The organism is Aquabacter cavernae (assembly GCF_003993795.1).
In the GTDB taxonomy this organism is placed as follows: Bacteria; Pseudomonadota; Alphaproteobacteria; order Rhizobiales; family Xanthobacteraceae; genus Aquabacter; species Aquabacter cavernae.
This window is the reverse complement of record NZ_RWKV01000008.1, coordinates 337,856-353,738: the sequence shown is the minus strand read 5'-3', so window position 1 is coordinate 353,738 and position 15,883 is coordinate 337,856. Positions and strand designations below refer to the sequence as shown.

Annotated in this window: 16 protein-coding genes; 8 read left to right on the top strand and 8 right to left on the bottom strand. The window is 66.2% G+C overall.

What is annotated here, in order from left to right:
- Window positions 1-324 precede the first annotated feature (324 nt).
- Both EJJ38_RS06425 and trxB read right to left on the bottom strand, forming a co-directional pair.
- Window positions 325-1,215, bottom strand: a complete 891-nt coding sequence (locus tag EJJ38_RS06425) for a LysR family transcriptional regulator (protein WP_127089280.1) — start codon at window positions 1,213-1,215, stop codon at window positions 325-327.
- 88 nt (window positions 1,216-1,303) lie between these two features.
- The gene (gene trxB, locus EJJ38_RS06420; RefSeq protein ID WP_127089279.1) at window positions 1,304-2,263 is read right to left on the bottom strand and encodes a thioredoxin-disulfide reductase; all 960 of its coding nucleotides are present in this window, start codon (window positions 2,261-2,263) and stop codon (window positions 1,304-1,306) included.
- A gap of 223 nt (window positions 2,264-2,486) precedes the next feature.
- Between trxB and EJJ38_RS06415 the strand changes: the two genes are divergently transcribed.
- Window positions 2,487-2,969 carry an Lrp/AsnC family transcriptional regulator gene (locus tag EJJ38_RS06415; protein WP_127089278.1) on the top strand — a complete coding sequence of 161 codons (483 nt, stop codon included), beginning with the start codon at window positions 2,487-2,489 and terminating at the stop codon, window positions 2,967-2,969.
- Between the two features lie 24 nt (window positions 2,970-2,993).
- Here EJJ38_RS06415 and EJJ38_RS06410 read toward each other — a convergent pair whose 3' ends face one another.
- From EJJ38_RS06410 to EJJ38_RS06390, 5 genes are all read right to left on the bottom strand, one after another.
- The gene (locus EJJ38_RS06410; protein WP_127089277.1) at window positions 2,994-3,794 is read right to left on the bottom strand and encodes an FAD binding domain-containing protein; all 801 of its coding nucleotides are present in this window, start codon (window positions 3,792-3,794) and stop codon (window positions 2,994-2,996) included.
- Between the two features lie 12 nt (window positions 3,795-3,806).
- The gene (locus EJJ38_RS06405) at window positions 3,807-6,182 is read right to left on the bottom strand and encodes a xanthine dehydrogenase family protein molybdopterin-binding subunit (protein ID WP_127089276.1); all 2,376 of its coding nucleotides are present in this window, start codon (window positions 6,180-6,182) and stop codon (window positions 3,807-3,809) included.
- 103 nt (window positions 6,183-6,285) lie between these two features.
- The gene (locus EJJ38_RS06400) at window positions 6,286-6,780 is read right to left on the bottom strand and encodes a (2Fe-2S)-binding protein (RefSeq protein WP_127089275.1); all 495 of its coding nucleotides are present in this window, start codon (window positions 6,778-6,780) and stop codon (window positions 6,286-6,288) included.
- Between the two features lie 182 nt (window positions 6,781-6,962).
- Window positions 6,963-7,988, bottom strand: a complete 1,026-nt coding sequence (locus EJJ38_RS06395; protein WP_127089274.1) for a bile acid:sodium symporter family protein — start codon at window positions 7,986-7,988, stop codon at window positions 6,963-6,965.
- A gap of 22 nt (window positions 7,989-8,010) precedes the next feature.
- Entirely contained in the window at window positions 8,011-8,475 is a 465-nt protein-coding gene (locus EJJ38_RS06390) for an SRPBCC family protein (protein ID WP_164738434.1), read from the bottom strand.
- A gap of 192 nt (window positions 8,476-8,667) precedes the next feature.
- Here EJJ38_RS06390 and EJJ38_RS06385 point away from each other — a divergent pair, with 192 nt between their 5' ends.
- The 7 genes from EJJ38_RS06385 (at window position 8,668) to EJJ38_RS06355 (ending at window position 15,019) form a co-directional block, all read left to right on the top strand.
- Entirely contained in the window at window positions 8,668-9,585 is a 918-nt protein-coding gene (locus EJJ38_RS06385) for a branched-chain amino acid ABC transporter permease (RefSeq protein WP_127089273.1), read from the top strand.
- Entirely contained in the window at window positions 9,585-11,015 is a 1,431-nt protein-coding gene (gene livM / locus EJJ38_RS06380) for a high-affinity branched-chain amino acid ABC transporter permease LivM (RefSeq protein ID WP_127089272.1), read from the top strand. The genes EJJ38_RS06385 and livM overlap by 1 nt, the downstream gene beginning before the upstream one ends.
- Entirely contained in the window at window positions 11,012-11,923 is a 912-nt protein-coding gene (locus EJJ38_RS06375) for an ABC transporter ATP-binding protein (protein WP_127089271.1), read from the top strand. Before livM ends, EJJ38_RS06375 begins: the two co-directional genes overlap by 4 nt.
- Window positions 11,920-12,642, top strand: a complete 723-nt coding sequence (locus tag EJJ38_RS06370) for an ABC transporter ATP-binding protein (protein WP_127089270.1) — start codon at window positions 11,920-11,922, stop codon at window positions 12,640-12,642. Before EJJ38_RS06375 ends, EJJ38_RS06370 begins: the two co-directional genes overlap by 4 nt.
- Before the next feature lie 2 nt (window positions 12,643-12,644).
- Window positions 12,645-13,103, top strand: coding sequence for a DUF6867 family protein (locus EJJ38_RS06365; RefSeq protein ID WP_245454137.1), 459 nt, complete (start codon window positions 12,645-12,647; stop codon window positions 13,101-13,103).
- Window positions 13,104-13,214: 111 nt separating this feature from the next.
- Complete coding sequence (locus EJJ38_RS06360) at window positions 13,215-14,321, top strand: branched-chain amino acid ABC transporter substrate-binding protein (protein WP_127089269.1); 1,107 nt, start codon at window positions 13,215-13,217, stop codon at window positions 14,319-14,321.
- 77 nt (window positions 14,322-14,398) lie between these two features.
- Window positions 14,399-15,019, top strand: a complete 621-nt coding sequence (locus tag EJJ38_RS06355) for a glutathione S-transferase family protein (RefSeq protein WP_127089268.1) — start codon at window positions 14,399-14,401, stop codon at window positions 15,017-15,019.
- 6 nt (window positions 15,020-15,025) lie between these two features.
- Here EJJ38_RS06355 and EJJ38_RS06350 read toward each other — a convergent pair whose 3' ends face one another.
- Entirely contained in the window at window positions 15,026-15,757 is a 732-nt protein-coding gene (locus EJJ38_RS06350; RefSeq protein WP_127089267.1) for a cytochrome c biogenesis CcdA family protein, read from the bottom strand.
- Between the last annotated feature and the right edge of the window lie 126 nt (window positions 15,758-15,883).

The following is a 15,883-nucleotide window of genomic DNA, read 5'->3' as shown; positions in this document are numbered from 1 at the left end:
GAGGCAGGAGCGGAAGGAACGCGGCGCGGCGCGCGAAAGTTCCGGAATTTGCCTGTTACAGGCAAGGCCAACGCGGAATATCGCGGAACAGGAGCGCCCAAAAGAAAAAAGCCGGACCTCTTGCGAGGTCCGGCAAGTATCGCCGCAGAGCGGCGAACCTTCCAGAGGGGAACAATTGCTACACCGCACAGGGTGCAAGCAATGCCCGAGAAATATGCCCGCCTCTTAGGCAGAATGCAACGCAACATGACCGCATGTCAGGCATGTGCCCAACGCTTAGCTCCTCGCGCGAAATTCGTCCAAACGCGAGAAAATGGTCATATTTCAGTAATTCCAACGCTGTGCTTTGGAAATTAAGAAGTCACGGAACACCTGGATACGCGCCACGGAGCGCATTTCCTGGGCATAGGTGAAATATGCCTCCAATTGAGGCGTTTCCCGATCCGTGAAGAGTTGCACCAGCGAGGAGGCGTCGTCGGTGAGATAGTCCGGCAACGTGCCGATTCCCACGCCCCGCTCCACCGCCCGCCGCAGGCCGAGAACAGAATTGACCTCGAACGCCGGCACCCGCGGCGCCCCGCCTTCCCGGCCCGCATGCTCCAGCCAGTTCAAGCCCTGGAAATAGCTGGGAATGGGACCACCGAGCAGCAGGATGCGGTGCTTGTCCAACTCGTCCAGCGAGCGGGGATGGCCGTGCCGCTTGATGTAGTCGGCCGAGGCATAGGCATGGAAATGCACGGTAAACAGCTTGCGCTGCACAAGGTCCGGCTGTACCGGCTGGCGCATGCGGATGGCCACGTCCGCCTCGCGCATGGCCAGGTCCAGCTCCTCGTCGGTGAGGATGAGCTGGATGCGGATATCGGGATACAGCTCCACGAACTCCCCGACTCGGGCCGTCAGCCAATGTGTCCCAAGACCCATGGTGGTGGTCACGCGCAATTCGCCGTTCGGCTTCTCGCGACTGTCGGTGAGCTGGGCGCGGGCCGATTCCAGCTTGAGGAACACCTCATGGGCCGTCCGGTAGAGCAGCTCGCCCTGCTCGGTGAGGATGAGGCCGCGCGCATGCCGGTGGAACAGCGGAACCTTCAGCTCCTGCTCCAGCGCCGAGACCTGCCGGCTTACCGCAGACTGCGACAGGCCCAGCGTCTCGCCCGCATGGGTGAAGGAGCCAGCCTCCGCCGCGACATGGAAAACCTTAAGTTTGTCCCAGTCCATTCCTGCCCGCCCCTGGTTGGGATGCGCGCCCGCGCTTCCGCCCTGTTCTCATTGAACGGGCGCGGGGCTTTCCCGCGCCCGGCATTCCTCATTCCGCCGCGAGCGGAGTTTCCTCGCGCGCCAGGAAGCGCTCGGCTTCCAGCGCTGCCATGCACCCGCGACCCGCGGCCGTGACCGCCTGCCGATAGACATCGTCCGCCACGTCTCCGGCGGCGAACAGCCCGGCCACGGAGGTGGCGGTGGAATCAGGAGCCGTCCAGACATAGCCGTTGGGCTTCAGGCGCACCTTGCCTTCCACGAGGCTGGTGGAGGGCGCGTGGCCGATGGCGACGAAGAAGCCGTCGGCCGCAACCAGCCGCTCGCCCCCGCCATCCACGTCCCGCAGCCGCACGCCCGTGACGCGCGACGGCTCTTCGGCGCCCACGATCTCCTCGATCTCTGCGTTCCAGATGATCTCGACCTTGGGATGGGCGAACAGGCGATCCTGGAGGATGCGCTCGGCCCGCAGCTTGTCCCGGCGATGCACGAGGATGACCTTGGCGGCAAAATTGGTGAGGAAGAGAGCTTCCTCCACCGCCGTATTCCCGCCGCCCACCACCACGACGGTCTTGCCGCGATAGAAGAAGCCGTCGCAGGTGGCGCAGGCGGAGACGCCGAAGCCGCGATAGGTCTCCTCGGAGGGAATTCCCAGCCAGCGCGCCTGCGCGCCGGTGGCGAGGATCACCGTCTCCGCCAGATAGGTGTCGCCACTGTCGGTCACGAGACGGAACGGGCGGCCGGTCATTTCCAGGCTCGACACATGGTCGGAGATGATGCGGGTGCCCACATGCTCGGCCTGGGCGCGCATCTGCTCCATGAGCCAGGGGCCCTGGATGACGTCGGCGAAGCCGGGATAATTCTCCACGTCCGTGGTGATCGTGAGCTGCCCACCGGGCTGGATGCCCTCGAACAGGATCGGTTCGAGCATGGCGCGGGCAGCGTAGATGGCAGCGGTGTAGCCGGCCGGGCCAGAACCGATGATGACGACCTTGGCGTGATGCGTGGACATGACTTCCTCGAACGGCGGAACGCCTTCGCGCGGCTGCGCATCCCCTTCGGACGCGCGCGCGGCAAATAGAGCTATGCATCAATGTAGGGACGCACCAGAGGCCCCACAAGGACAAGCATGGCCTACCGTCATGCGGTCCACGGCCCAGGCCTGTGCGAGAAATATTATTTCGTTGCACTGCCAGGAAGCTGAACTAAGGTGCGCACGCTTACCGGAGGTTCCCTTGCCCGTTGATCTCGATGCTGTGGACTGGAAAATCCTCACCGAGCTGCAGCGCGACGGGCGGATGACGAATGTGGAACTCTCGCGCCGGGTCGGCATTTCCGCGCCTCCGTGCCTGCGCCGCGTGCGCCATCTGGAAGAGGAAGGCTTCATCCAGAGCTACCGCGCGCTGCTGGACGAGAAGAGCCTGGGCTATGACCTGATGGCCTTCGCCATGGTGCATCTGGTGAGCCAGGCGGAAGTGGACCTCTCTGCCTTCCAGGAACGGATCGACCGCTGGCCCCTGGTGCGCGGCGCCTGGATGCTCTCCGGCGAAGTGGATTTCCTCATGCTCTGCGTGGCGCCGGACCTGCGGACCTTCCAGAATTTCGTGCTGGAAATCACCGCCACGCCCAATGTGCGCAATGTGCGCACTGCGCTCACGCTCAAGCAGAGCAAGAACGCCCCCGTGGTGCCGCTGGACGGCGCACCCGCCGGGGCCTGAGCCTCCGGCGGGACGACACCGCTCTCAGCCGCCGATCGCCTCCACCGCGCGCCGCGCCATCACCTTGGTGAGTTGGGCGCGATAGGCGCCGTCCCCGTGCAGGTCGCTCATGGCCGTGTGGGGATCGAGTGCGATGCCCTCCAGCGCGTCCGGCGCGAAGCGGGCCGTCAGCGCGGCCTCCGCCTCTTTCCAGCGGAACACGCCCTCCTGCCCCACGCCCGTGACCGCCACGCGCACGCCGTCCGCGCCGCGCACCACGAACACGCCGGCCATGGCATAGCGGGAGGCGGGGTTGCGGAACTTGCGGTAGGCCGCCGGGCCGGACTTCGGAAACTCCACGGCGAGGATGAGTTCGTCCTCCTCCAGCGCCGTCTCGAACAGCCCCCGGAAGAAGTCGGAGGCGGCGAGGCGGCGGCGATCCGTGACAAGGGTCGCCCCCAGCGCCAAGGCGGCGGCGGGATAGTCGGCGGATGGGTCATTATTGGCGAGCGATCCGCCGATGGTGCCGCGATTGCGCACCGCCGGATCGCCGATCATGCCCGCAAGCTCCGCAAGCGCCGGGCTATGGGCATGGACGAGATCAGAGGTCGCGACCTCCGCATGGCGCGTCATGGCGCCGATGCGCAGCACGTCCCCCGCAACGGAAATGCCGGAGAGATCCGGGATGCGGGAGAGATCCACCAGGGTGCCGGGCTGGGCGAGGCGCTGCTTGAGGGTGGGCAGCAGCGTCTGCCCGCCAGCCAGGAGCTTGGGCTCCTCCAGGGAGCGCATCATGGAGACCGCATCCTGGGAAAAGGAGGGCCGCTGATAATCGAAGGCGTACATGGCTGTCCTCCGTCATTCCGCCGCGCGGCGTGTCACGCGCGCCTGGGCGACGGCCCAAAGCTTCGCGGGCGTCGCGGGCATGGAGATGTCCTGGGTTCCGAGCGCGTCGGTCAACGCATTGATGACGGCGGGCGGGGCGGCGATGGCCCCCGCCTCTCCGCAGCCCTTCATGCCCAGCGGGTTTGAGGGGCAGCGCGTCTCGGTGAGGCCGAGGGTGAAGGACGGCAGGTCCTCCGCACGCGGCATCTGGTAGTCCATATAGGAGCCGGTCACGAGCTGGCCGTCATTGTCATAGGCCACCCGCTCCATGAGCGCCTGCCCCACGCCCTGGGCGATGCCGCCATGCACCTGCCCTTCCACGATCATGGGATTGATGACGGTGCCGAAATCGTCCACCGCCACCCAGTTGACGATCTGAGTCACCCCGGTCTCCGGATCCACCTCCAGCTCGCACACATGGCAGCCGGCCGGAAAGGTGAAGTTGGAGGGGTCGTAGAAGGCGCCCTCCTTCAGCCCCGGCTCGATCTCCGAGGTGGGAAATTTGTGGGCCACATAGGCGTTCAGCGCCACTTCCGCGAAGGCGAGGCCCCGGTCGGTTCCGGCCACGGTGAAGCGGCCGTCCTTGAACTCGATGTCGCCCTCGCTGGCCTCCAGCACATGGGCGGCGATCTTCTTCGCCTTGGCCTCCACCTTGTCCAGCGCCTTGACGATGGCGGACATGCCCACCGCGCCCGAACGGGACCCGTAAGTGCCCATGCCGAACTGCACCTTGTCCGTGTCGCCATGCACCACGCTCACCTGATCGATGGGGATGCCGAGGCGGGCGGAAACCAGTTGTGCGAAGGTTGTCTCATGGCCCTGGCCATGGCTGTGGGAGCCGGTGAGCACCTCCACATTGCCGGTGGGATTGACCCGCACCTCGGCGCTTTCCCACAGGCCGACGCCCGCCCCCAGCGAACCCACGGCCGCGGACGGCGCGATGCCGCATGCCTCGATATAGGCGGAGAGGCCGATGCCCCGCAGGCGCCCCCGCCGTTCGGCCTCCGCCTTGCGGGCGGGGAAGCCCGTGTAGTCCGCAAGCGCCAGGGCCTTGTCCAGCGAGGCACCATAATCGCCCGCGTCGTAGCACATGATGACCGGCGTCTGATGCGGGAAGGCGGTGACGAAGTTGCGCCGCCGCATCTCCGCGGGATCCATGCCCAGTTCGCGCGCCGCCTTGTCGATGATGCGCTCCACGAGGAACGTGGCCTCCGGCCGCCCGGCGCCGCGATAGGCATCCACCGGGGCGGTGTTGGTATAGACCGCGTCCACCTCGCAATAGATGGCGGGAATGGCGTACTGGCCCGAGAGCAGCGTCGCGTAGAGATAGGTGGGCACGCAGGACGAGAAGGTGGAGAGATAGGCGCCCATATTGGCTGTGGTTTTCACCCGGAAGCCGAGAATGCGCCCCTCCCCGTCCAGCGCCAGTTCCCCACGGGTGATGTGGTCGCGGCCATGGGCGTCGCACAGGAAGGCTTCGCCCCGCTCGCAGGTCCATTTCACCGGGCGCCCCACCCGCTTGGAGGCCCAGGCGCAGACCGTCTCCTCTGCATAGATGAAGATCTTGGAGCCGAAACCGCCGCCCACATCCGGCGCGATCACGCGCAGTTTGTTCTCGGGGGCGAGGCCTACGAAGGCGGACAGGACAAGACGGGCCACATGGGGGTTCTGGCTGGTGGTCCAGAGCGTGAAGGCATCGTCGCCCGCATCATAGTCCCCGATGGCCGCGCGCGGCTCCATGGGATTGGGCGCGAGGCGGTTGTTGACGATGTCGATGGCGGTGACATGGGCGGCACGGGCGAAGGCGGCTTCAGTCCCCGCCTTGTCGCCCAACTCCCACTCGAACACGGTGTTACGCGGCGCCACATCGTGGATGACGGGGCCACCCTCCGCCTGCGCCTGCGCGAGGTCCGCCACGGCGGGCAGAATCTCGTAATCCACCACAACCGCTGCAGCCGCATCCTTCGCGGCATTCAGGGTCTCGGCGATGATGACCGCCACATGGTCGCCCACATAGCGCACCGTATCGAGCGCCAGAGCGGGGTGGGCGCCCGCATTCATGGGCGAGCCGTCCTTGGAGTGGATCATCCAGCCGCAGATGAGACCGCCGAGGCCGTCCTGCGCCAGATCCTTGCCGGTGAGGACGGCGACGACGCCGGGCATATCAATCGCCGCAGACGTGTCGATGGCCCGGATGCGGGCATGGGCATAAGGCGAGCGCAGGAAATAAGCGTGCGCCTGACCGGGACGCGACAGGTCGTCCGTATAGCGCCCTTTGCCGGTGATGAAACGATGGTCTTCCTTGCGCCGCACGGGGGCGCCGATAGGGGTCACGACGCTGGCGTTCATGGTGTCCTCCCTCAAGGACGTGTCTTCCAGAGCGTTTCCGAGCGAGGTGTGAAGCGGTTCGCTGAACGGAAGCGCGTCAGAGCATCAAAAGACGGCGCGCTTGTTATTCCGCTGCCGCCCGGGTGGGATTCGCGCCCATGGCCGCCGCGCCCGCGGCGATGGCCTTCACGATGTTGTGGTAGCCCGTACACCGGCAGAGATTGCCGTCCAGGTTTTCGCGGATGGCGCTCTCATCCAGGATCGGGCCGAGGCGGTTCACCATGTCCAGCGCCGACATGATCATGCCCGGCGTGCAGAAGCCGCATTGCAGGCCGTGATGCTCGCGGAACGCCTCCTGCATGGGATGGAGCACACCACCCTGGGCGATACCCTCGATGGTGGTGACGCGCGCACCGTCCGCCTGCACGGCCAGCATGGTGCAGGACTTCACGGCCGAACCGTCCACATGCACCACGCAGGCGCCGCACTGGCTGGTGTCGCATCCCACATGGGTGCCTGTGAGCAGGAGTTTCTCCCGCAGGAACTGGACCAGCAATGTGCGCGGCTCGACCTCGGCTGAAACGGACTTGCCGTTCACGGTCAGGGAAATCTTCGTCATAAGCGGCCTCCCTCGGGCGCCCGGAACCAGTGGGGATCTCCCCCCGGTTTTTCATTTTATTGGTTCCAGTGTGGCGCCGTCGCGAACGGCCGGTCAAGATGCGAAACGGGCCCGCCCCGCACCTGCGCGCCGCGCAGACCGTACAAAAAAGGCCCGCGAGAAATGCTCACGGGCCTTTGATCCTATTCGGCCGCTTCCTTGCGCTCCGGCAGGGCTTCCTGCGGAGCGGGGATGCCCTCCTCCGGCCTGCGGGCATAGGAGGCGGCGATGAAGCTCACGATCAGAAGCTGGAAGAAGTGGAACATCATCACGGGTGCGATGATGAGGGCTGTCGCCGGTCCCGTGCCGAAGATGATGCCGGCCATGGGAAGGCCCGTCGCCAGCGACTTCTTCGAGCCGCAGAACAGCACCGCGATCCGGTCCTCCACCTTCAGGCCGACCAGGCGGCAGATGCCGTCGAGGATGCCGTAGACGCAGAGGAACAGCCCGATGACCGCACCTGCCAGGATGGGCAGGGTCCAGATGTCCTGCGAACTCCAGACACCGCCCGCGACGGAATCACAGAAGGAATTGTAGACGATGGCCAGGATCACCGCCCGGTCCGCCACCCGCACCACCACCTTGTGGCGCGCCACCCAGGGCCCTGCCAGGGGACGCAGAAACTGGCCGACAGCGATGGGCAGGAGAACCAGCAGCACAAGCTTCAGAATCACCGTGCTCAGCGGCAGGCTGGCGCCGGTGGCGTGGAGATACCAGGCCAGCAGGACGGGCGTGGCGAACACGCCGATGAAGCTGGAAATGCTGGCATTGAAGATGGCGAGCGGCACATTCCCCCGCGCCAGGGACGTCATGGCCACGGAGGACGACACCGTGGAGGGGAGCGCCGCCAGGAAGAACAGGCCGGTGAGAACGTCCTGCTGGAAGACGTGGCCCGTCAGCGGCTGCACGGCAAACACGATGGCCGGGAACAGCAGGAAGGTGGCGGCCTGCACCAGAAGGTGCTCGCGCCATTTGCCCATGCTGCGCCACATCTGCTCCGGCGACAGCGAGATGCCGTAAAGCAGGAAGATCAGGCCGATGCCGTAGCTGGCCACCTTCTCGGCATGCAGCGGCCCGCCGGTCTCTCCGGGCGTGGGCCACGCCACCGCGGCGGCAACGACAACCAACAGTGCAAGAACGAACGGATCAACCTTAAGTCGAGCCAACATCGCAATTTCGGGGTCTTAGGAACTATACCCCTTCGTGCGTTTCCCCTGTCACCGCTTCGGCGAAATTCTTGAAGAACTCGTCGGCGGTCTTCTTGGCCGTTCCGGCGACGAGCCGCTGCCCAAGCTGGGCGAGCTTGCCTCCGATCTGCGCTTCAGCGGTGTATACCAGAGTTGTTCCGGCTTGTGTCTCGCTGAGTTCCACCTTTGCACCGCCTTTGGCGAAGCCGGCGATGCCTCCGTCTCCCTCGCCGGAAATCCGATAGCCTGACGGCGGGTCGAGCTCGGACAGGAACACCTTGCCCTTGAACTTCGCCTTCACGGGCCCGACCTTCGCGACCACCAAGGCCCGCAATTCAGTCTCGCCCGTCCGCTCCAATTCCTCGCAGCCGGGAATGCAGCGTTTGAGAATCGCCGGGTCGTTCAGGGCTTCCCACACTTTCTCCCGTGGTACCGGGATGTCGTAGGAGCCGGTCATTTCCAGAGCCATGGCGTCGTCCTCCCTCGGGAATGGCCATGCTGGCGCAGGCCACGGCGGCGGGACAAGGGAAAGCTGCAAAACTGGTCGCGACAGGCATTTGTCACCCGCAACCACCCGCGCTATGACTTGATATGAGGCGCGCCCATTCATGAGGCACGATCAAGCAATCAGCGCCCACCAGACAGAGGGGTTTCAGGCGGCATGGATATATTCCTGCAGCAGCTCATCAATGGTTTGACCCTCGGCTCCATCTACGGCCTCATCGCCATCGGCTATACGATGGTCTTCGGCATCATCGGCATGGTGAACTTCGCCCATGGCGATGTGTTCATGGTGAGCACGTTCACCGCGCTCATCGCCTTCCTGCTGCTGACCACCGTGCTCGGCATCACCTCCATCTTCCTGGTGCTGGCGATCGTCCTGGTGGTGGCCATGGCCTTCACGGGGCTGGTGAGTTGGAGCATCGAGCGGGTCGCCTACCGGCCACTACGCGGCTCTTTCCGCCTCGCGCCGATGATTTCCGCCATCGGCATGTCCATCCTCCTGTCCAACTTCGTGCAGGTGGCCCAGGGCCCACGCAACAAGGCGCTGCCGCCCATCCTGCCGGACGTGATCGTGGTGTGGGACAGCGGCTCCTATCAGGTGACGCTGGCCTACAAGCAGATCCTCATCATGGTGGTGACCGCCGTGCTGCTGTTCGGCTTCTGGTGGCTGGTGCAGAAGACCCCGCTCGGCCGGGCGCAGCGCGCCTGCGAGCAGGACCGCAAGATGGCCGCCCTGCTGGGCGTGGACGTGGACCGCACCATCTCGCTCACTTTCATCATCGGCGCCGCCCTCGCCGCCGTGGCCGGTGTGCTCTACCTCAGCTATTACGGCGTGGTGAATTTCGCGGATGGCTTCGTGCCGGGTGTGAAGGCCTTCACGGCCGCGGTGCTCGGCGGCATCGGCTCGCTGCCCGGCGCGGTCATCGGCGGCCTGCTCATCGGCCTCATCGAGACCTTCTGGTCCGCTTACTTCTCCATTGAATACAAGGACGTGGCGGCCTTCTCCATCCTCGCCATCACCCTTGTCTTCATGCCGCAGGGCCTGCTCGGGCGGCCGGAAGTGGAGAAGGTGTGATGGCGGTCGGCCCTGTGTCGGCCTCCGCGCCCGGTCCTGTCGCCGCGGCCCTGAAGGACGCGGTGATCAGCGCCGCGCTCACTGCCCTGCTCCTCGTCCCGCTGGTCGGCCTGCGGGCGACCGAGCAAGGCGGCGGCCCGCTGATCCTTACCACCCGCTTCGGGCTGGTGGCCATCTTCGGGCTCATCGTGGGCGTGCTGCGCTTCGTCCTGCTGCTCACCATCTGGCACCCCGCCCGCGCGAAGCCGGGCCGCACCGGCCCGGCCCTGTTCAACGGGCTCGGCGACCGGCTGGCGCCGGTGCTCAAGCCGGCCTTCTTCGGCATCCTGCTGGTCTATCCGCTCCTGGCCGTGCTCGGCTCCGGCGGGCTCGGGCCGAGCCGCTATTGGGTGGATCTCGGCATCTATATCCTCACCTATGTGATGCTGGGCTGGGGCCTCAACATCGTGGTGGGGCTCGCCGGCCTCCTGGACCTCGGCTACGTCGCCTTCTATGCGGTGGGCGCCTATACGTTCGCGCTCCTCTCCACCTCTATCCCCGTGTCGGATTTCTTCGCCGGCGCGCTGGGCGCGGATTTCTGGAAAGCCTGGAGCTTCTGGGTCTGCCTGCCCATTTCGGGCATTCTCGCGGCTCTCTGGGGCGTCATCCTCGGCTTCCCCGTGTTGCGGCTGCGGGGCGACTATCTGGCCATCGTGACGCTGGCCTTCGGCGAGATCATCCGCCTCGTGCTCATCAATTGGGTGGATCTCACCAATGGCGGGGCGGGCATCTCCTCCATTCCGCCCATCACCTTCTTCGGCATTCCCTTCACCAATAGCGACGGCGGCTTCGCGAGCCTGTTCGGGCTCACTTTCGATCCCATGCACCGAAACATCTTCCTCTATTTCGTGATCCTGGCGCTGGCCGCCCTCACGGCGCTCGCCACGGTGCGCCTGCGCCGTATGCCCGTGGGCCGCGCGTGGGAAGCGCTGCGCGAGGACGAGATCGCCTGCCGGTCTCTGGGCATCAACACCACCCTCACCAAGCTCACCGCCTTCTCCATCGGCGCCATGTTCGGCGGGTTCGCGGGGGCGTTCTTCGCGGTGCGCATCCGGTTCGTCTCGCCCGAATCCTTCACCTTCATGGAATCGGCCGTCATCCTGGCCATCGTGGTGCTGGGCGGCATGGGCTCTCAGATGGGCGTCGCCATGTCCGCCATCCTGCTGATCGGCGGCATGGAGATGCTGCGCAACCTCACCTTCCTGAAATCCCCCTGGCTGCTGGGCCCGGATTTCGACCCGAGCCTCTACCGCATGCTGATCTTCGGCTTCGCCATGGTGGCGGTGATGGCCTGGCGTCCGCGCGGCCTCGTCTCCGGGCGCCTCGCCACCATCTTCCTCAAGCATCGCAAGAAGGTGTCCGGCGACCTCGTGGCGGAGGGCCACGGATGAGGTCCTGGGAGCTGGATCCGATTCTCACCATCGACCATCTGAGCATGCGTTTCGGCGGGCTTCTGGCGGTGGGCGATGTGTCTTTCAAGGTGGGGCGCGGCGAAGTCACCGCCGTCATCGGCCCCAATGGCGCCGGGAAGACCACGGTCTTCAACTGCATCACCGGCTTCTACAAGCCGAGCGCGGGGCGCCTCGCCCTCGCCCAGGGCGGCCCGCCTCTGCCCAAGGAGCTGCATGACCTGACCCGCCTGGGGCAGGCCTCCATGCGCACCGCAACCGGCAGCCTCCATCTGCTGGAGCGCCTGGCGGACCACAAGGTGGCCTCCTGCGCGAAGGTGGCCCGCACCTTCCAGAACATCCGCCTTTTCTCCGGCATGACGGTGCTGGAAAATCTCCTGGTGGCCCAGCATATGGGCCTCACCGAAACCGGCCTGCTCTCTCCTTCCGCCCTGCTGAACCTGCCGGGCTGGCAGCGGCGGGAGAAGGCCGCCGTGGCGCGCGCGGTGGAATGGCTGGAGCGCATCCATCTCATGGACCGTGCCGACGACCCGGCGGGCGAACTGCCCTATGGCGACCAGCGACGCCTGGAGATCGCGCGGGCCATGTGCGCCCAGCCGGTCCTGCTGTGCCTGGACGAGCCCGCCGCCGGGCTGAACCCGCGCGAATCCCTGGCGCTCAACGAGCTTCTGCTCTCCATCCGGCGGGATTTCGCCACCTCGGTCCTGCTCATCGAGCACGACATGTCCGTGGTCATGGGCATTTCCGACCATGTGGTGGTGCTGGAATATGGCCGGAAGATCGCGGACGGGACGCCCGCGGAGGTGCGCACCGATCCGCGCGTCATCGCCGCCTATCTGGGCGTGGACGAGGACGCGGTGGAAGCCGTCGAAGCGGAGGTGGGCGTATGAGTGCCCCCATGCTGCGCGCCGAGGGCGTGAAGACCCAATATGGCAAGATCATCGCGCTGAGGGGCGTGGACCTCGACGTGAACGAGGGTGAGATCGTCACCATCATCGGCGCCAACGGCGCGGGCAAGTCCACCCTCATGATGACCATTTGCGGCGCCCCGCGCGCCAGCGAAGGGCGCATCCTGTTCGAGGGGCAGGACATCACCCGCATGCCCACCCACGAGATCATGCGCCTGAAGATCGCCCAGTCGCCGGAAGGCCGCCGCATCTTCCCGCGCATGAGCGTGTTCGAAAATCTCCAGATGGGCGCGGCGCTGGATAATTACGCCCATTTCAACGACGACCTCGAACGCATGTTCGACCTGTTCCCGCGCCTGAAGGAGCGCCTGCACCAGCGCGGCGGCACGCTCTCCGGCGGCGAGCAGCAGATGCTGGCCATCGCCCGCGCCCTTATGAGCCGCCCGCGCCTGCTGCTGCTGGACGAGCCCTCCCTCGGCCTCGCGCCGCTGGTGGTGCGGCAGATCTTCGACGTGATCCGCGACCTCAACGCCACCGAGGGGCTCACCGTCTTCCTCGTGGAGCAGAACGCCTATCACGCGCTGAAGCTCGCCCATCGCGGTTATGTGCTGGTGAACGGCGCCATCACGCTTTCGGGCACCGGCCGCGCGCTGCTGGAGAATCCGGACGTGAAGGCCGCCTATCTGGAAGGAGGCGCGTGAGCATGACCGCTTTCGAACCCGGCCGCCCAACATCCCCCATGGTGGTGGTGCCAGCCTTGGCCTTGGTGGCCATCCTGGTCCTCTTCGTCGTCCGTCCCGGCGCCGTGGTGGAGGTGTCCATCGGCGATTTCATGCTGGTGACCCTCTTCCTGGGCGGCGGCGCCGCCTGGCTCACCGGGCGAGCTGTGGCGAAGGGATGGAGCCCCTATTGGCAGGTGCTGGTCTATTGCGCCCTGCTCACCGCCGCCGTGCGCTTCTGCCACTTCGCCCTCTTCAACGGCACGCTGCGCGCGCTCGATTATTATCTGCTGGAACTGGTGCTGCTCGTCTCCATCGCCACGCTCGGCTTCCGCTCGGTGCGCAAGGCCCAGATGGTGCAGCGCTATGACTGGCTTTTCGCGCCCGCAGGCCCGCTCGCCTGGAGCGTCAAGCCGCCGGCTGGGGATGACGCGAAGTCGTGAGGCAACGGGCATCGACACCACCCGGAAAACGGGCAGAATGACCTTGGGACAGCCAATACCGCGGCCGAAACCGGCAGGAACCGGCAGCTGCGGAGGACAGAGGAGAACCTGATGAAGAAGCTCTTATTGGCGGGTCTCGCGCTCGGCGCCGGCCTCGCTCTGGCGAGCGGCGCCCATGCCCAGGCGCCGCTGAAGATGGGCGTGGGTGGCCCCATGACCGGCCCGAACGCCGCCTTCGGCGCCCAGCTCAAGACCGGCACCGAGCAGGCCGTGGCGGATATCAATGCCGCGGGCGGCATCAACGGCCAGAAGATCGAGCTGTCGGTGGGCGACGACGCCTCCAAGCCCGAGCAGGGCAAGGCGGCCGCCAACAAGTTCATCTCGGACGGCGTCAAGTACGTGGTCGGCCACTTCAACTCGGGTGTCTCCATCCCGACCTCGACCGACTATGAGGAATCCGGCGTCCTCCAGATCAGCCCGGCTTCCACCAACCCCACCTATACCGAGCGCAAGCTGTGGAACACCTTCCGCACCTGCGGACGCGACGACCAGCAGGGCGCGGTTGCGGGCGAGTACATCGCCAAGAACTTCAAGGGCAAGAAGGTCGCCATCGTCCATGACAAGACCCCCTACGGGAAGGGCCTTGCGGACGAGACCCAGAAGGCCATGAACCAGGGCGGCGTGAAGGAAGTCCTCTACGAGGGCATCAATCCCGGCGAGAAGGACTATTCCGCCCTTGTCTCCAAGCTGAAGGCGGCGGGCGTCGATCTCGTCTATTTCGGCGGCCTGCATCCTGAAGCGGGCCTGCTGGTGCGCCAGATGCGCGACCAGGGCCTCAAGTCCGTCCTCTTCTCCGGCGACGGCATCACCGACAAGGAGTTCTGGACCATCGCCGGTCCCGGCGCCGCGGGCACGCTGATGACCTTCGGCCCCGATCCGCGCAAGAACCCCGCCGCGAAGGAAGTGGTGGAGAAGTTCAAGGCGAAGGGCATCGATCCGGAGGGCTACGTCCTCTATTCCTACGCCGCCGTGCAGGTGATGAAGCAGGCCATGGAGGCCACCAAGTCCACGGACCCCAAGAAGCTGGCGGACTACATGCATTCCGGCGCCACCTTCCAGACGGTGCTTGGCCCGCTCTCCTTCGACAAGAAGGGCGACATCACCAAGAAGGATTACGTGGTCTATACGTGGAAGGACGGCAGCTATAGCGAGCTGTGAGTCCCACGAAGACTCGCTTCGAGGCCCGCGCTCCGGCGCGGGCCTTTTTGTTTGCGGCAGGTGATGGAGGAAATCCCATGATGAAACTTTGGGGCCGGGCAAACTCGTCCAACGTCAGGAAGGTCCTGTGGGCCCTTGAGGAACTGGGCCTTGCCTATGAGCGGATCGATGCCGGCGGCGCGTTCGGCATCGTCAATGATCCCGCCTACCGCACCAAGAATCCCAATGGCCTGGTGCCGCTGCTGGAAGACGGCGACACATTGCTCTGGGAGAGCAACGCGGTCGTGCGCTATCTCGCCGCCCGCTACGGTTCCGGCGGCCTCTGGGCCGAGGATCCCGCGCTGCGCGCCGTGGGCGACAAATGGATGGACTGGACCACATCCAGCTTCGCCGCGCCGTTCCGGGACGTGTTCTGGAATCAGGTGCGCATGACGCCCGAAACCCGCGACGTCGCCGCCATGGAGCGCGGGCGCACCCTATGCGCGGGCCTGCTGGAGCGGGTGGACGCCGCCCTCGCCCATGCGCCCTATTTGTCCGGCGACAGCTTCCGCATGGGCGACATTCCGCTGGGCTGCTTCGCCTATGGCTGGTTCGCCATGCCCATCGAACGGCCCGATCTGCCGCACCTTGCCGCCTGGTATGCCCGCATCAGCGAGCGCCCGGCCTTCCGGACGGGCGTGGCGACGCCGCTGACCTGACGCGCCTCAGCCGATGGTGGAGAGGGCCGGGAAGGTCTCCAGCAGCCAATAGGAGGCCTCGGCGATCCAGCCCGACATGAAGGCGATGCCGGTGAGCACCAGCAGCACACCCATCACCTTCTCCATCACCGGCAGGAAGCGCCGCGCATGGCGCAGGCCGTTGAGGAAGGGGCGCACCGCCAGCGCGGCCAGCAGGAACGGCACGCCGAGCCCGGCCGAATAGACCGCCAGCAGCAACGCGCCCTTCTCCACCGTGGCGGAGGAACCGGCCACCGCCAGGATGGCGCCGAGCACCGGCCCGAGGCAGGGCGTCCAGCCGAAGGCGAAGGCGAGGCCCATGACGAAGGCGCCCCAGATGCCCGTGGGCGGAGCCACTTCCTTGCGCGCGGTGCGCGAGAGCAGATGGATGCGGAACACGCCGAGGAAGTTGAGGCCCATGACCACGATGGCGATGCCCGCCACCATGGACAGGACCTCCATATGCGTCCTGAGCACTTCGCCGATGGCCGACGCCCCCGCGCCCAGCGCCACGAACACCACGCTGAACCCCGCCACGAACAGCAGAGCCCCGGCGAAGGTGCGCGCGGCCACCCGCTCCAGCGGGCGGGCGTTGGAGAGGTCCTCCAGCGTGGTTCCGCCGATGAAGCACAGATAGGGCGGCACCAGCGGCAGCACGCAGGGTGACAGGAAGCTCGCAAGGCCCGCGAGGAACGCGGCGGGAAGGGTCACATCGGCCATGAGGGGGCTATGGCCCGGTCCGCGTGCGCGGGCAAGTCCGCTCCATCCCTGATCGCCCCGATGTGATGCCAAACCTCTGTGAGGTGCCCCTGCCGTGACGCCTCCCCGTGGGATCTCCCGGCGAAT

What these genes read in the sequence shown, in the direction of transcription:
- EJJ38_RS06355 (WP_127089268.1), top strand. Translation starts at nt 14,399, where the DNA reads ATGATGAAACTTTGGGGCCGGGCAAACTCGTCCAACGTCAGGAAGGTC.
- EJJ38_RS06390 (WP_164738434.1), bottom strand. Translation starts at nt 8,475, where the DNA reads ATGGCTCTGGAAATGACCGGCTCCTACGACATCCCGGTACCACGGGAG.
- EJJ38_RS06400 (WP_127089275.1), bottom strand. Translation starts at nt 6,780, where the DNA reads ATGACGAAGATTTCCCTGACCGTGAACGGCAAGTCCGTTTCAGCCGAG.
- EJJ38_RS06350 (WP_127089267.1), bottom strand. Translation starts at nt 15,757, where the DNA reads ATGGCCGATGTGACCCTTCCCGCCGCGTTCCTCGCGGGCCTTGCGAGC.
- EJJ38_RS06360 (WP_127089269.1), top strand. Translation starts at nt 13,215, where the DNA reads ATGAAGAAGCTCTTATTGGCGGGTCTCGCGCTCGGCGCCGGCCTCGCT.
- livM (WP_127089272.1), top strand. Translation starts at nt 9,585, where the DNA reads ATGGCGGTCGGCCCTGTGTCGGCCTCCGCGCCCGGTCCTGTCGCCGCG.
- EJJ38_RS06375 (WP_127089271.1), top strand. Translation starts at nt 11,012, where the DNA reads ATGAGGTCCTGGGAGCTGGATCCGATTCTCACCATCGACCATCTGAGC.
- EJJ38_RS06410 (WP_127089277.1), bottom strand. Translation starts at nt 3,794, where the DNA reads ATGTACGCCTTCGATTATCAGCGGCCCTCCTTTTCCCAGGATGCGGTC.
- EJJ38_RS06405 (WP_127089276.1), bottom strand. Translation starts at nt 6,182, where the DNA reads ATGAACGCCAGCGTCGTGACCCCTATCGGCGCCCCCGTGCGGCGCAAG.
- EJJ38_RS06365 (WP_245454137.1), top strand. Translation starts at nt 12,645, where the DNA reads ATGACCGCTTTCGAACCCGGCCGCCCAACATCCCCCATGGTGGTGGTG.
- EJJ38_RS06395 (WP_127089274.1), bottom strand. Translation starts at nt 7,988, where the DNA reads ATGTTGGCTCGACTTAAGGTTGATCCGTTCGTTCTTGCACTGTTGGTT.
- EJJ38_RS06425 (WP_127089280.1), bottom strand. Translation starts at nt 1,215, where the DNA reads ATGGACTGGGACAAACTTAAGGTTTTCCATGTCGCGGCGGAGGCTGGC.
- trxB (WP_127089279.1), bottom strand. Translation starts at nt 2,263, where the DNA reads ATGTCCACGCATCACGCCAAGGTCGTCATCATCGGTTCTGGCCCGGCC.
- EJJ38_RS06370 (WP_127089270.1), top strand. Translation starts at nt 11,920, where the DNA reads ATGAGTGCCCCCATGCTGCGCGCCGAGGGCGTGAAGACCCAATATGGC.
- EJJ38_RS06385 (WP_127089273.1), top strand. Translation starts at nt 8,668, where the DNA reads ATGGATATATTCCTGCAGCAGCTCATCAATGGTTTGACCCTCGGCTCC.